Origin of the sequence: Fibrobacter sp. UWB16 (genome assembly GCF_900215325.1) — a bacterium.
Lineage (GTDB): Bacteria > Fibrobacterota > Fibrobacteria > Fibrobacterales > Fibrobacteraceae > Fibrobacter.
This window is the reverse complement of the sequence record NZ_OCMS01000002.1, coordinates 680560-695397: the sequence shown is the minus strand read 5'-3', so window position 1 is coordinate 695397 and position 14838 is coordinate 680560. Positions and strand designations below refer to the sequence as shown.

The window sequence follows — 14838 nt, the reverse complement described above, 5'->3', positions numbered from 1 at the left end:
TCTCGTTTTTAGAAATTCACTTCATCGGCGTTGAGCACTTTAAGCTCAATGCGACGGTTAGCGCGGCGACCCGCTTCCGTCGAGTTGTCACCCTTCGGGCGGCTCGGACCATAACCCACAGCAGTCACGCGGTCAGCGTCAATGCCCTGTTCAATCATGTAATTGCGGACACTGTTTGCGCGGTCTTCGGAAAGCTGCTGGTTGAGTTCAGCGGAACCATCGCTACTTGTATGGCCTTCCACTTCAATCTTGGCCTTCGGATTGCGCTTGAGCCCTGCAATCGCGGCATTGAGAGTCTTCAAGGAGCTCGGCACAAGTTCTGCACTGCCCGCCTTAAACGTCACGCCCGTAAGTTCGGAACGCGTATCGTCAAAAACAACCGAAATTCCACCCGTGCTTGCCGTGCGGGAAACATACGGAGTTTCGCCACATTCGAACGGTCCCGTCAAGCTTTCGCAGAGAATCGTGTAGGAATCTTCACGCGGGATATGGAAGCTAGCTTCGCCATACACGTCCGTCGTGATGACCACCTTTTTTCCCTTGTTCTGCCCCACAAACGTGAGCTTTTTCTTAGCATGCGGAACGTTTTCTTCGTTCGTGTAAGTCACGTTCAGCACGGCGTGCGTCTTGTTCGGTGCAAGTTTGCCTGCAGATGCAAAAGAAACGGCCACTATTGCCGAAAATGCAATACGGGAAATCATTCTCATTCTTGTACTCCAATGGATATTTTGTGAGGCAAAAATAAAAATTGAACAGGCTAGTTTCAAATTATCTTTAAATATTTTTTGAAATTTCTAGATTTGCGCTCGAAAATCTTATACGGAGAAATCATGAACTTTAAAACAATGACAAGCGCACTTTTGGTTGCAGGTATGTGCTCTGCAGCCTTTGCAGCCGATGGCGAATTCAGCCTCAAGGGCAACGTCCAGACTCAGGCCACCAAGATGATTGCCGATGACGACAACAACCTGAGCTCTTTCTGGATCCGCGCCAACGTTGGCGGTCTTTACAAGAGCGATAACTTCGATGCACAGGTGATGCTTCGCATTTTTGCCCCGCAGTTCGGCAACAAGATTAAGGACGGCGACGGCAAGACCACTAGCTACGACAAGATTCTCGCAGACCTCTACTGGGCAAACTACAAGTGGAATTTTGACACCTACAAACTCAACCTCAAGATCGGTCACTGGAAGACGGACTGGTCTCAGTCTACCCACTTCGGTACTTACATCGATAAGGACCTCACTGCCCGCGGTCTCTGGATGCGCGATTACAGCCACAACGCTGTTGAATTCGGTTGGCAGACCGGTTACTCGAACTTCACCGCCATGGTCGCCACAAGAGACAACAAGTTCAATACGGGCTATGTCCGCATTGAAGAAGATCTCAAGTTCGACTTCCCGCTCGAAGCAAAGTTTGCCTACCGCGTGAACGCAATTGATCCGGTTCAAAATACCGTAGCCATCACCCACCGCCTCGCAACCTACCTGAGCTACAAGCCGCTCGATTTCTTGCGCGTTTATGGTGAATACGGCTTTATCGTCACGCAAGATGATGAAGTCAAAACGACAGCCCCCAACTACGTTGCTCCGGAATACAAGTACATGAAACCGGGTGACGCTTACCATCCGTTCTACCTGGGTGCTGAATACTCTCCGAAAAAGGATTGCTTCATGAGCACGCTCATGAGCAGCCTCTACGTTGAATGGGAACACATCAATGACCGTGCAGACCTTACCGGTGGTAAGAAAATTGATGACTGGGCATGGACAGTGGCATGGGCTAAGAAGATTGCCAATTCCAAGCTCCAGTTCAGCGTCTACAGCGGCAACGAAATCAGCGACGTCGGTTTCGCATTCCGCTTGACCAGCACAATCAAGTAATTGAAATAACCAAAACGCGCGTGCATTAACTAAACCGCGCAAAACTCGCTTAAAGCATATGAAAAGCCAGGGTACAAACCCTGGCTTTTTTAGTTTTACAGAATCCTTCGCAGTAGCGTGCAAAAACGAGAGTCGCGGGCGACTGCTTGCAGGCGCACATGACCGAGTGAAGCCGCTGACGCCGTAGGCGTCAACTCCGAGCTGGGGCCCCGCCCGCAAGACTTTCATATTACAAAAAAAGCCTAACCTTTTCGGTTAGACTTTTTTATACCCCTGGGGCGGAAAGTAAAAAAGCCTCATGATTTCGCATCATGAGACTTTTTTATACCCCCAAGCGGACTCGAACCGCTGTTGCGGGAATGAGAATCCCGAGTCCTGGGCCACTAGACGATGGGGGCGAGTGCGGCACATTATAGCAATTTAAGCTTTATCCGTCAACCAATAATTGAGTTTATTTGTTGACGGGTTTTGTGCGCGCTCGAGAGCATAGCTCTCGCGAAAGCCCTTAGTCTCTGTAGAAGAGATCGAGGTTGCTCTGAACCGGCGTAGAAGCTTCGAGAGTCGAAACGTAGTCGTTGAAAGCTGTCATCACACCAAAGCGATAGGAGTTGTCTACATCCTGCTTGATGGCTTCTTCGACTTCTTCGAGCTTCGGAGTCTTCTTGGAAATGACCTTGACCATCACGGCGCCGTTATCAGCGACAACCGGAGCAGTCCATTCGCCAGCCGTAGCCTTGCCAACAACCTTTGCAGTCTGGGCGCTGCCGTAGCCGAAGCCCGGAACAAAGCCGTCGACAGAAGCGTTCTTGGATTCAAGTTCGACCTTTTCAATCTTGGCAGCCGTATCAGCCGGGTTCCAAGCCTTCACCTGAGCTGCAACAGAGTTCAAGTAGGTTTCGGCAGCCTTGCCAGCCTTCTGCTTGAGGAGCGTTGCCTTGATATCATTGTAGTAAAGCGGAAGGCTACGTTCACCAGCCTTGTAAGCACCGATCTTCTTAGCAATGACAACCCACTTGTTGTTTCTGAGCACGCCAGAAATTTCGCTTTCTTCCTTCGGGAGGTTTTCGTTCGGCCATGCGAAAGAAGCAAGCCCCTTGAGGTAGCCAAATGCACCGATGTTGCCATCACGAGAAACCCATTCAGAAGTCTTGACTTCAAGACCGCGAGCCTGAGCTTCGGTGAGCAAGTCAGAACCAGCATCGACATCCTTCTTGATGTTGGTGAGGATCTTTTCGAGGCTATCAATAGTATTAGAAGAAGCAGTGACAGTGAGGAGGATATGGCCAACCTTGACCTTTTCAACTTCACCCTTGTCATTCTTCACATTACCGTAAGACTTGATGATGTGGTAACCGAACTGAGAACGGATCGGTTCAGAAATCTTGCCAGAGTCAAGAGCGAAAGCAGCTTCTTCGAACGGCTTCACGTAAGTGCCACGACCAACAAAATCATCGCTCAAGATGCCACCCTTTTCGGCGCTGCCCGGATCTTCAGAAGAAACACGAGCCATGTCTTCGAACGTTGTCGTAGAAGAGGAATCCGTAAGCTGGTAGTAAAGCGTCATTGCATATTCACGGATGCTAGCGTCATCAGCAGCCGTTGCTTCGACCGGGAGGGAAACATACTGGAATTGAGCAGCATCCTTCTGGACAAAGAAACTATCAATATGAGCGTTGAAATAGCCAGCGACCATCACGCTATCCACAGAGTTGCTATCCACAACAAATGCAGAATTCGGTGCAACCGCCACCTGCAGTTCGTAGTCCGTCATGCGACGTTCAACATTCCACTTGGCTTCGAGAGATGTCGGATGGACAGAAGCACCGACCAAGGTCTGAAGTTGACGAGCCGGGATGGTGTTGTTCTTCATTTCGTCTTCGAGCATGAGCATGGCGCTCCAGCGGTATGCAGCCGGAGTTTCAATCCAAGCATCGTAATCAGCCTTGTTGAAAGTCGTGTCCGTGAGGAACTTCGGCAAAGAGCTGAGGTAAGCCTGAGAACGCTGGATCAAGTCTTCCTGAGAAGTAGCCTGCTGCTGAATAGCATAGAGGCGAGCCTGAGCTTCCTGGACCAAGCGTGCACGAACGGCGTCGGAATTACGCTTGAATTCGTTCTTGAGTTCGGCGACCGAGGCACTCAGTTCGGCCTTTTCGTACTGTTCGGCAAAAAGAGCCTGGCGAACGAAGCTAGAGAACACCTGAGCGCGGAGCTGAGAGTACTGTTCATCGTCCAAGTGCTGGTTCTGATACTGGTTCTGCACGATCATCTTCACGCGAGAATCAAAATCCGTATAGGAAATCTTGGTATCGTTGACAACGCCGATAGGATAGCTACGTCCCTGATCCGGAACACGGTCCATGGCGAGAAGACCGATGGCGATACCGGCGGCAAAGATCACAATTACCCACTTGGCTTTTTCATTAATCCACGTTAACATAGAGACAACTCCATTAAAATTTTGTCGCACCGAAAAATAGCAAAAAAAAATGTTTGCATTTTATTTTATCGAAATTACAAGCCAAATATAATGCCGAAAAGCCCTATTTTTTCTATTTATGGGATATAAAAATACAACAATTCCTTTGGAGTATCTCATGTACGATATTTTGGTTCTGGGTGCCGGCATTTCTGGATTGAGCGCCGCCCTCCACGCGGCAGAAAAAGGGTTCCACGTTGTCATTTTAACCAAAGGTGCAAAGCCGGACGGCTCATCGAACTACGCTCAAGGCGGTATCTGCTCTGTCACCGAAAAAACAGACAAATTTGAATTCCATGTGGCAGACACCCTCGAAGCAGGTGCAGGTCTTTGCAAAAAGGACTCCGTGAAAATTCTCGTGAAGAACGGTCCCACGACCATCAAGCAGCTCGTCAAGTGGGGCGTCCAGTTCACACCGTCGCCCGAAGACAAGTCGCAGTTCGACCTTCACCTCGAAGGCGGACACAGCCACCACCGCATTTTGCACGCCGCAGACCTCACCGGTAAAGAGATCATGCGCGCCCTCCTCTGCGAACTCCACAAGCAAAAGAACATCGATTACCTTGAAAACTGCTACATCAAGGACTTGATTTGCGAAGGCGAAGGCAAGAACAAGCGCTGCATCGGCGCAAAGATTATTCACCAGAAGTCCGGTGAAGTCGAAAGCATCTACGCCAAGGCCACCATCCTTTCGACAGGTGGTGCAGGCCGCATTTGGCAGTACACCGTCTGCCCGCCCGATAGCTGTGGCGACGGCATGGCGATTGCAGCCCGCGCAGGTGCCGCCCTCCAGGACATCGAGTTCATGCAGTTCCACCCCACTAGCTTGTACGCACCGAAGTTCAAGAAGCCGTTCCTCATCTCCGAAGCTGTGCGCGGTTTCGGCGGCATTCTCAAGAACGACAAGGGCGAAGAATTCATGAACCAGGTGCACCCGCTGCACTCCCTCGCCCCGCGTGATATTGTCGCTCGCGCTATCCACAGCGAAATGCAGCGTCTTGGCAAGGACCACATGTTCATTGACCTTTCTGGCCGTACCCCGAAGGACATCAAGAGCCACTTCCCGCACATTTATTCTAAGTGCATGGATGCAGGCATTGACATTACGAAGGAATGGATTCCGGTCGTTCCGGCAGCCCACTACATGTGTGGCGGTGTTCTCGTTGACACCTGGTCCCGTACCGAAATCAAGGGACTCTACGCCTGCGGCGAAGTTGCAGCAACGGGCGTTCACGGAGCAAACCGTCTTGCCTCGAACTCGCTTTTGGAAAGCGTAGTGTTTGCCATCCGCGCTGTCGATGATATCGAAAAGAGCGGCATCACTAAGGATAAATTCACCGCACCCAAGTCCAAGAAAGAGACCGTCAGTTTTGCAAAGGCGGCCTACTGGCGCAAGCGCAAGAAGATGCTCCAGGACATGATGTGGACGCACTGCGGTATTGTCCGTACCGTAGCAGGCCTCAACCAAGGTCTCAAGGTTATCGAAAGCCTCGAAGCCGACGTTGCAGCCGCTATCAAGAACAAAGAAACTGAAAACTTGCACTTCCTGGAATTCCTGAACGCCCTTCAGGTTTCCAAGATGATCCTCATTGCCGCCCTCCGTCGCAAGGAATCTCGCGGGCTTCACTACATCCTCGATTACCCCAATCAGGACCCGAAGACGAAGCACCAGAGCATTTACCTGAGCGACAAGAAATAAATCTTTTTCTATATAGGGCAGCATGGAAGAGGTCAAGGCAACACAGTCTAGGAAAAAAGTTAAAGATCAGCTTCCGTCAAAAATCGGCGGATACAAACCTATACAAGCTCTCAATAGCGGAGCCATGGGTAGTCTGTGGCTTTGTAGAGACCCGTCTCTCGACAGGCTCGTTGTTGCCAAGAGGCTCAATACAAACTTGAACCAGCAGGACATCTACATCAAGAGATTCCTGCAAGAAGGGAGCATCCTCGCCCACCTGAACCATCCAAGCATCATCCAGCCGTATGCCCTCTGGAAAGACAGCGACGGCAACTACACGATGTCGATGGAATACGTACAAGGTTCAAGTCTCAAGGACTTGCTTCTGAGAAACAAGCGACCGCCAGTCTGGGTTGTCGAGACCATTTTGTACGAACTTTTGAATGCACTCAGCCACGCCCACAGAAACGGCGTGACCCACCGTGACTTGAAGCCCGCCAACATGATGATCGACAAAGACGGACGCGTTCGCCTACTGGACTTCGGCATTGCCCACACGGATACCCCGCTCGAAATTGGCAAGGAACTCACGCAGACCGGTTGCATCATCGGCACCGCCGCCTACATGAGCCCCGAACAGATCATGGGACAAAAGGTCAATTACGCAAGCGACCTTTTTAGCGTAGGCATCATCGCAAGCGAAATGCTCATTGGCGAGAATCTTTTCCGAGGCAAGGACTTCGAAGAAACACGCGAAAACATCCTCAAGATGAAGTTCAAATTGGAAGTTTTTCCAAACGATGTTCCGAAGCCGCTCCGCAAGTTCGTGTTGAAATTGCTCAACAAGCGTGCCAGCAAGCGCCCCTCTTCGGCCTGCGATGCAGCCAATGAGCTAGCCGACCTCATGAGAGAATACCCGCGCGACATGACACCCTACATCGCCGAATGGGCAGATACGGTAAACGAAGACCAACCGATCGATTCCGTGATATCTCCGAAGCCGCAAAAAACTACATTTAAGTACGGAATAGGATTTATACTAGGAGTGATAGTTGCCGCCATCGCATTTATCGGTGTGCAGTTGGCTATCTAGAGGATTTGTCCAATGAATTGGATAGATATAGCATGCGCAGCTTGTCTGCTTGTGTTTAGCGTTATTGGGTTATGGCGCGGACTTTTGAGCAGCGTGTTCAAGCTGTGCGGGTGGATTGCCGCTATTTTTGGCGCTTACTTTGCCCAAGACCTTTTAGGCGATTTTTTTGTACGGAATTTCGCCTTCGGTGATTTCGCCGCCCATCTCATCTGTACCTGTATCGGTTTCTTAATACCGTTCCTGCTATTTTCGTTTATTGGGCATATTGTCGGCGATTCCATCAAGGATACAATTGTCGGTAAAACAAACCGTATTTTAGGGTTGTTGTTCGGCATTATCAAAGCATCGCTAATTTGTTTTGTATTTCTCACCATTATGCATTTGCTCCCTGTCGAAGGGAACCTCAAGAACGTGAGAAATGATGCCATTGCCTATAGCATTTACAAATCTTCCCTTGAAGCCATGGGCTATTCCTCGGACGAAGTCAATCTCCGCAAGATGGCTAAGGAAAAAGCAAGCGAACTCACCAAATCGATTACAGATAAAACAATCGACAAGGCTAAAGACACCGCAGAAGAAGCTGCCGACAGCGCTAAGGCTGCCGTCAAGAACGCCGCAGACAGTGTAGCGACCAAAGTCACCGAGACTGCCGAGAAGGCTAAAGACGCCGCCATCGCCGCCAAGGACGCTGCCGTAAAGACGTTTGAAAACGGAAAGAATTCGTCTTCAAGCGCCGCTAAAAAATAAAATACCTTCTTTTACAAGATGGCGATCCCGTCCCCATACGCGGATCATGACCACGTAAGAGCTAAAGCTCTAAGTGGTCAAAGAGAACAAGTCCGGGATGACAAAAAGGAGATGCCCGCACAGTGGCGGGCATGACAAAGCGGCGGCAGAATGCCGCCTCTTTATTTAGAAGCGAGGCGGGTAGCGCATTCGCGAGCATCGCGGAGGATTTCTTCCTCCCCATCGACGTGGCGGCCACGCATCACGAACTTGCCATTGCACATCACAGAATCAATTGCACTTGAATTTGCAGAATAGACCCAGTTGCTATAAATGTTGTAGCACGGCACCATGCGTTCATTGTTCAAGTCAATCAGCAAGCAATCTGCGAGATAGCCTTCTGCAATGCGGCCGACATTGATTCCAAAGAACTGCGCAACATTGCATGTAGCCATCTTGAGAGCATCTTCGGCAGGAAGCGTTTCTGCGGTTCCGAGATACTTCGCCAAGAGTGCAACCGTCTTCATTTCTTCTTGCATGTCGAGGTTGTTGTTCGACGAATCGCCATCCGTGCCAAGACCAAGCTTCATGCCGTCCTTAATCATTTCGGCAACCTGCGGAATGCCGCTGTTCAGCTTCATGTTGGAGCACGGATTCAAAATGGCAGTTGCACCTGATTCCGCAAAAATCTTGCGGTCAGACGCCGTGAAATGCGTGCAGTGCGCCGCCGAGAAATTTGAATTCAAGCCGCCAAGGCGCTTCCAAAATTCCACAGGAGTACAGCCGAACTGTTCCATGCAATTCTTAATTTCGGTCATCGTTTCGGACAAATGCGTGTGAATCTTGTAATTCTCGGCATGAGCAAGTTCAATGAGTTCTGCAGTTTTCTCCTCACCCACCGTATAAACGGCGTGCGGCATCACCACAAGCTGCACACGTTCCGATTCGCCCGTGTGATTCTTCAAAAAGTCGACATTTGCAGCCCAGGCTTCCGGCGACATCAGCGGTTCTGCAAACGTAACGCCAATTGCCGCACGGATTCCCATCTCTTCGACAACGCACATCGTCTGTTCACGATGCCAGTACATGTCCGCAAAGAAAACCGTTCCCGACTTGATCATTTCGAGAATCGCCAAGCGGCTACCAATTGCAATATCCTCATCCGTGAGTTTCGCTTCTGTCGGCCAAATGTATTCGTTGAGCCACTTGCCGAGTTCCATGTCGTCAGCAAAACCGCGCAACAGCGACATTGATGCATGCGTATGGCCGTTATAGAAAGCAGGCATAATCGCGAAATGTGAACAATCAACGATTTCAGCGCCTTCGTAATCAGCGGGTTCCAGCGGACGCGTCACCTTTTCAAAGAGATTACCGACGATCAAGATGTCGCGCTTGGCGCCATCAAAAAAAACATTTTTTAGAACAGTCTTTTTGTCCATTGCAATTTTCCCCTATTTTCGAAAAGACCGCGCAATCCTAACACGACCGCACGATACTGATGCGCTTAACGATTTTCCAAAAGTTGCTTTACCGAGCGAGCGAACTCTTGCAAGCTCGGATCTCTTGCGCCCATCAGCAAAATCGTGTCGCCTGGTTCTGCATATTCTAGCATTTTCTTGGCGCACTCGTTGCGGTCAGCAATGTAAATAGCCTCACAACCCTTGAGAATCAAGTCATCTGCAAGGTCACCTGCACTGATGTCTCGCGTCACGGTTCCGCCAGCGTAATAGATTTCACTGAAGAACATTACATCGTTCTTGCGGTCAAAATCCATGTCCATCGGGCGGAGCGTTTTGGCGATAAAGTCCACCAAGTCCTTGCGCAAGAATCGCGTGGGGCCAAAGCCATGCGGCTGGAACCAAGCAATCACGCGGCCTTCGGTAAAGTCCTGAGCACTCTTGATGCTTGCAGCAATTTTTGCCGGATTGTGAGCAAAGTCATCGACAAGCGTAATGCCGTTAAACGTTCCGAGAATCTGGTGACGGCGGAACACGCCCGGGAACGTCGAAAGCGCATCGGCACATGTGTGGAGCGAAACGCCCGCGCGAAGTGCGGCGGCAGTGGCAGCCAAAGCATTTTCCATATTGTGCTTGCCTGGCAGCGGAATTTCGAACTTCACAAGTTCATTGCCATGGCGCACGCGGAACTGGATGTGAGTCCCGACCGACTTGAAATCAATTCCCTGGACGCTCACATAGCTTTCATAGCCAAAGTCAAATTCGCGACCGGCGCTAAACTTCTTTGCAAGCGGATGCGCATCGTTCACAATCAGAATGTGACCTGCGCTCAAGACGTTCTGGCTGAACTTCAAGAAAATTTGTTCGAGCTCGGAGATTTCCTTGTGGTCTTTGTCGATGTTCAAAATGACGCCGATTTCCGGTTCATAGCGAACAAGCGTTCCATCGCTTTCATCGACTTCGGCAACGAGCCATTCGCCCTTGCCACTCACGGCGTTACCAATCTTGCCCTGAGCCTGCAAATTCACAAGACCAGCCCCCGTCATCACAGACGGCTGGAGTCCTGCGTAGTCGAGAATGTGGTAAATCATCGCGGTCACGGTCGATTTTCCGCTCGTGCCTGAGACAGCAATCGTGCGCGCTTCCTTGGAAATCTTTGCGAGCATTTCACTGCGGTGCATCACCGGAACGCCAAGTTCCTTGGCTCGCTTCAAATCGGGATTCGTATCTTCGATAGCGGTGCTCACCACGACTGCGGTAAGACCTTCGACAACGCCGGAACCATCCTGCGCAAAGCACTTGATTCCGCAATCTTCGAGTTGGCTCATGACAAGTGGCTTCTCGGCTTTCCCGTTCAGGAACTCGCCGAACTGGCGGTCGCTACCGCTCACAGCAACGCCCTTGCCCACCAAATACTGCGCGATGGCACTCATGCCCACGCCAGCAACACCGATAAAGAAGTAAGAATTAGTCATTGGTCACTAGTCTTTAGTCAATAGTTATTAGCAATTCGAGACTTTACTGGATTCTTCGACTCCGCTACGCTCCGCTCAGAATGACACATCTTTCGCCTTTGGCATTTGTCGTCTGTAGCCACGCAGTGGCGTTCTTTCGTCTACTCAAGCAGCTCCGGATCGATTGTGGGTTCGTAACCTGGTTCCACAAAGTCTTCCGGAGCGATTCCCTTGCGGCGAGCGGCCTTCATCTGCTTGATGAGCTTGCGTTCGGCAGCAACGGCACGGCGCTTGGCGGCAGTCGCCTTCTTCTCGGCGAGGCGCTGAGCACGCGTCTTGCGTTCCTTCACAGGAGCGGCTTCATCCGGCGAGATTTCCAGCGGTTCTGCGTATTCGTCAAATTCATCATCTTCGTCAAAGCGAATCTGCGCATCGAAATCGCGGAAGCCTTCTTCTTCGTCATACACAGGCGCCGATGCCGGGCATTCCTTTTTCAAGAGCTTGAGCACATTTGCAAACGGCTCTTCCATCGGAACTTTGAACGTAAGCTTCTTGTTCGTACGCGGATGAATGAGTTCAATCTTCACGGCCTGCAAAAGCTGCGCCGGAGCAATTTCAAGAACCTTCTCGGCCACAGGCTTCATCAGAGGCGGCACACGATTCAAGCTTTCGTCGCGACCATCATAAAGCGGATCGCCTACAACCGGATGGCCCGTGTAACGGCTATGCACGCGAATCTGGTGCGTACGGCCAGATTCCAACTGCAATTCCAAAAGCGTCGCAATCGCAAAGAACTGCTTGGCAACGTAATGCGTACGGCTTTCCTTACCGCCCTTCACCACCGCCATCTTGAGACGGTTCTTCGGGTTACGACCAATCGGAGCGTCAATCGTTCCTTCGAGATCACGCGGGCACCCCCACACAAGCGCATTGTACGTGCGGTGGAGAGTGCGCGTTTCAAGCTGGTGCGCCAAATGCCTATGAGCGGCATCGTTCTTGGCGACCACCATAAGCCCCGGCGTATCCTTATCCAAACGGTGGACAATACCCGGACGGAGCGGTCCATTCACTGTCGAAAGATTTTCCTTGAAGTGGTACAGGAGTGCAGCGGCAAGCGTTCCCTTACTCACGCCATTACCCGGATGCACCACCAAATTGCGCGGCTTGTTGATGACCACGATATCATCATCTTCGTAAACGATGTTCAGCGGAATATCTTCGGGTTCAAGCGTCGAAGATTCCTTCTCAATCATCTTTTCAACGACAACCGCCATCCCCGTTTCTACGCGGAAGTTCTTGGAGACTTTGCCACCGCCGACCTTGACTTCGCCCGCTTCAATCAGCTTCTGCACGTCTGTGCGGGAGACATTTTCCATAACGCCGACAAGGAACTTGTCGATACGTTCACCATTATGCTTTTCTTCTACGATATAATTCATTTTTCGGGTCGCGGCTTCGCCGCTTTGAGGTATGGGGTTGTGTTAACTTTTTTCATGTCATGCCCGCCTCCGAGCGGGCATCTCCTCTTCTATTTTTTCAAGAAGGGGATTGAGCAAAGCTCATCTCCCCTCGCTTCAGTCATAAAATATACAAGTATATTTTGCGACATTCAGCTCGATGGAGATTCCCGGTCTAAGCCGGGAATGACAGCTAATTCTTATTTTTTTTCAGCAGCGTCTTTTTCTTCCTTAATTTGCTTATGCAACTTACGTAAAATCACGGGAGACAAAATCACCAATGCAACGCCGACGGTCACGAACGAGTCCGCCACGTTAAACGTTGGGAATCGGGTCATGATAAAGTCCGGGAAATCGCAGTCGATAAAGTCCACAACCATCTGCATGCGCATGCGGTCAATGAAGTTTCCGACAGCACCGCCGAGAATCATCACGACGCCCAAGCGGCTCAAGTAATCGCGCTTGTCGATGGACTTATAGAACCAAGCAAGTGCAAAAGCGGCGACAATCGAAATCAGCAAAAAGAACAGCCAAGGCGGCAAGAACGGCATCAAGTCTTGCGGACGGCTACTGAACGCAGCGCCCTTGTTGTACACAAGCTGGAAGCGCACAAGTTCACCAATCACAGAAATTTTCTCGTACGTAAAATTCCCTGCTTCGTCCGTAAAACGCGCCACCGCCCACAGCTTCGTCAACTGGTCAGAAATAATGCTAAAAACAATCACCGCCACATGGAACGGCCACTTATTATAAAACTTCGAATTATTCTCCATTACGATTTCCTTTAAAAAGCACTGGATCCTTCGACTTCGCGCTACGCGCTCCGCTCAGGATGACAAGACTCTCGTCTCTAGTCTCTCGTCTTTCGTCTAAATGTTCCTCTTAATTTTCGCGTACGCCTCATCAATCCACTTGTCCGAATAGAAGTGCATCGATGTTTCCTTCACGATTCGCTTAACGGTATCGCGCGTTATCTTTACTTTCTTGTCCGACGTGAACACCGACACGCCATTCCCGATCAAGCTCAAGTTCTCCGCCGCCATAAAGAGCGGCCAGAGGCAGAAGAGCCTCGTGCGCATCTTGATGTTCGGGATGAGCTTCGTGTAGGCAATCGCATCGTCCAAATGATGCCAAGCCTTTTCGACAAGTTCCGAAAGCACCGCGCCGCATTTTTGAGCATCAGCTCCTGCGGCAAAAAGTTCACTCGGGTGAGCAAAGCCATGACGCTTGCAAATCTCTTCAGGGATAAAGCACACGCGGCGTCCAGAATCCTCAACGCAATCCTTCACGATGTTCACGACCTGCAAGGCAAGCCCAAAGCTCACGTCCAGCTTCGAAAGTTCCGCCTCGCGTTCAGCATTGATAAAGCACGTGTCCGCCGAGAAAAGCTTCGTCAAGAGCTTCCCGACAATGCCTGCCACATAGTAGCAGTATTCATCGAGTTCGCCCACGTTCGCAAGCGTGAACCAGCCCGCTGAAAGCGCCGCTTCCTGACGGAGCGCAAACTTCGCCATGCCACCGCACATTTCAATCACCACGTCGCAAACCGGCTTCTGGTAGTTCTTAGGAAGCGACTTCAAAAGCGGCACCACGACTTCGGACTTCGAGCAAAGATCCTTGTTCGGGTCTTCAGAGCCATGCCAAGATTCAGGGAGCGCAGCTACGAACGTGCGAATTTTCTCGGTCTCAAGTTCGCCCGTCTTGAACACATCAGCAAACAGCGCAAGCACGCGGTCCTTTTCGGTCGCTATCATGTCCGGGTCATCTTCAACAGTATCGGCAATGCGCAAATAAAGGTACGCGAGCAAAATACTGCGGTGCAACTTGCCACGCAAAACCTGGATGTTCAGCGCAAACGTACGCGACACCAACTGCAAGATATCTTCGGCATACTTCCACGCCGCCTTGCCTTCGAGCACCTTCTCGCCCACATCTAAAGAATCCAATTTATCAATCATATGAGCTAGTACACCTCAAACATTTCCGGCGGCACCTTTTTAGACGCGGCCATCGACTTTACGTACTTCCAAAAACGGCCATGGTCTTCGGCATTGCGGAGCTTATGCGCATAGCTGAGTCCCGCACGGTCACGCACGTTTTCATCCGACATCGTAATACCCTTGCGTTGGATCCCATAATTGACCCAACGATATTCCAGATAAAAAGCCGACTGGAACAAGTCCGTAAGCTTGAGTTCCGTCCTGCGCTTCATCAAATGAGCAACCCATATAAAAACAATCACGGACACAAATCCATAATAGGCGTTAGTGCCAAGCCCAATCTTTTGAAGTGTCCACACCACCGTGGCAGAGGTTCCCACCGCCGTCACCGCCGTAAACAGAAAATCGCAGAAACGCAAAAAACTCACACGCCCCGGATTTTTCACAAATCCGCTCAACACGTAAGCCCATTTTTCGCCTCGATCGAGCTGTTTTTTCAAAAAAACGACGTACGAGACATTCCTAAACCAAAAATGGAGACCGACCCAGAGCAAAACGGGCGTCCAAAAACTGTATTCCACAAGCGTATTTATTACCATCATAGCAAAAATTAGAAAATTTGCAAAATTTAAGCGATTCTCGCCAACGCACGGAGGCCCAAACGCGTACGTTAA

Annotated in this window: 12 protein-coding genes and 1 tRNA gene; 4 read left to right on the top strand and 9 right to left on the bottom strand. The window is 50.6% G+C overall.

The window, feature by feature from the left end:
• Window positions 1-8: 8 nt before the first annotated feature.
• A complete protein-coding gene (locus CRN95_RS08265) occupies window positions 9-707 on the bottom strand; it encodes an OmpA family protein (protein WP_014544883.1) in 699 nt (232 codons plus the stop codon).
• Between the two features lie 123 nt (window positions 708-830).
• On the opposite strand from CRN95_RS08265, the gene CRN95_RS08260 reads away from it, so the two are divergent.
• Window positions 831-1883, top strand: coding sequence for a hypothetical protein (locus CRN95_RS08260; protein WP_088629118.1), 1053 nt, complete (start codon window positions 831-833; stop codon window positions 1881-1883).
• A 325-nt stretch (window positions 1884-2208) separates the two neighbouring features.
• On the opposite strand, the gene CRN95_RS08255 is transcribed toward CRN95_RS08260, so the two are convergent.
• A tRNA-Glu gene (locus CRN95_RS08255) sits at window positions 2209-2281 on the bottom strand.
• Between the two features lie 107 nt (window positions 2282-2388).
• On the bottom strand, window positions 2389-4320 hold the full coding sequence (locus CRN95_RS08250) for a peptidylprolyl isomerase (protein ID WP_088629119.1): 1932 nt from the start codon (window positions 4318-4320) through the stop codon (window positions 2389-2391).
• Window positions 4321-4477: 157 nt separating this feature from the next.
• Between CRN95_RS08250 and nadB the strand changes: the two genes are divergently transcribed.
• Genes nadB through CRN95_RS08235 form a run of 3 tightly spaced genes read left to right on the top strand, consistent with a single transcriptional unit; the run spans window position 4478 to window position 7877 of the window.
• Window positions 4478-6058, top strand: coding sequence for an L-aspartate oxidase (gene nadB / locus CRN95_RS08245; protein WP_088629120.1), 1581 nt, complete (start codon window positions 4478-4480; stop codon window positions 6056-6058).
• A gap of 22 nt (window positions 6059-6080) precedes the next feature.
• Window positions 6081-7130: a serine/threonine-protein kinase gene (locus CRN95_RS08240; RefSeq protein WP_088629121.1), complete on the top strand. Its 1050-nt coding sequence runs from the start codon at window positions 6081-6083 to the stop codon at window positions 7128-7130.
• A 12-nt stretch (window positions 7131-7142) separates the two neighbouring features.
• Window positions 7143-7877 carry a CvpA family protein gene (locus tag CRN95_RS08235; RefSeq protein WP_088629122.1) on the top strand — a complete coding sequence of 245 codons (735 nt, stop codon included), beginning with the start codon at window positions 7143-7145 and terminating at the stop codon, window positions 7875-7877.
• Window positions 7878-8038: 161 nt separating this feature from the next.
• On the opposite strand, the gene CRN95_RS08230 is transcribed toward CRN95_RS08235, so the two are convergent.
• The 6 genes from CRN95_RS08230 to CRN95_RS08205 all read right to left on the bottom strand — a co-directional run bounded on the left by CRN95_RS08230 (window position 8039) and on the right by CRN95_RS08205 (window position 14766).
• On the bottom strand, window positions 8039-9295 hold the full coding sequence (locus tag CRN95_RS08230) for an amidohydrolase (protein ID WP_088629123.1): 1257 nt from the start codon (window positions 9293-9295) through the stop codon (window positions 8039-8041).
• 65 nt (window positions 9296-9360) lie between these two features.
• Window positions 9361-10788: a UDP-N-acetylmuramate--L-alanine ligase gene (gene murC / locus CRN95_RS08225; protein WP_088629124.1), complete on the bottom strand. Its 1428-nt coding sequence runs from the start codon at window positions 10786-10788 to the stop codon at window positions 9361-9363.
• Between the two features lie 140 nt (window positions 10789-10928).
• Complete coding sequence (locus CRN95_RS08220; protein ID WP_088629125.1) at window positions 10929-12206, bottom strand: RluA family pseudouridine synthase; 1278 nt, start codon at window positions 12204-12206, stop codon at window positions 10929-10931.
• Between the two features lie 218 nt (window positions 12207-12424).
• The gene (gene lspA, locus CRN95_RS08215; RefSeq protein WP_097020595.1) at window positions 12425-12997 is read right to left on the bottom strand and encodes a signal peptidase II; all 573 of its coding nucleotides are present in this window, start codon (window positions 12995-12997) and stop codon (window positions 12425-12427) included.
• A 96-nt stretch (window positions 12998-13093) separates the two neighbouring features.
• Window positions 13094-14182, bottom strand: a complete 1089-nt coding sequence (locus tag CRN95_RS08210; RefSeq protein ID WP_097020594.1) for a squalene/phytoene synthase family protein — start codon at window positions 14180-14182, stop codon at window positions 13094-13096.
• Window positions 14183-14187: 5 nt separating this feature from the next.
• Window positions 14188-14766, bottom strand: a complete 579-nt coding sequence (locus CRN95_RS08205) for a hypothetical protein (protein WP_235002953.1) — start codon at window positions 14764-14766, stop codon at window positions 14188-14190.
• Window positions 14767-14838 lie beyond the last annotated feature (72 nt).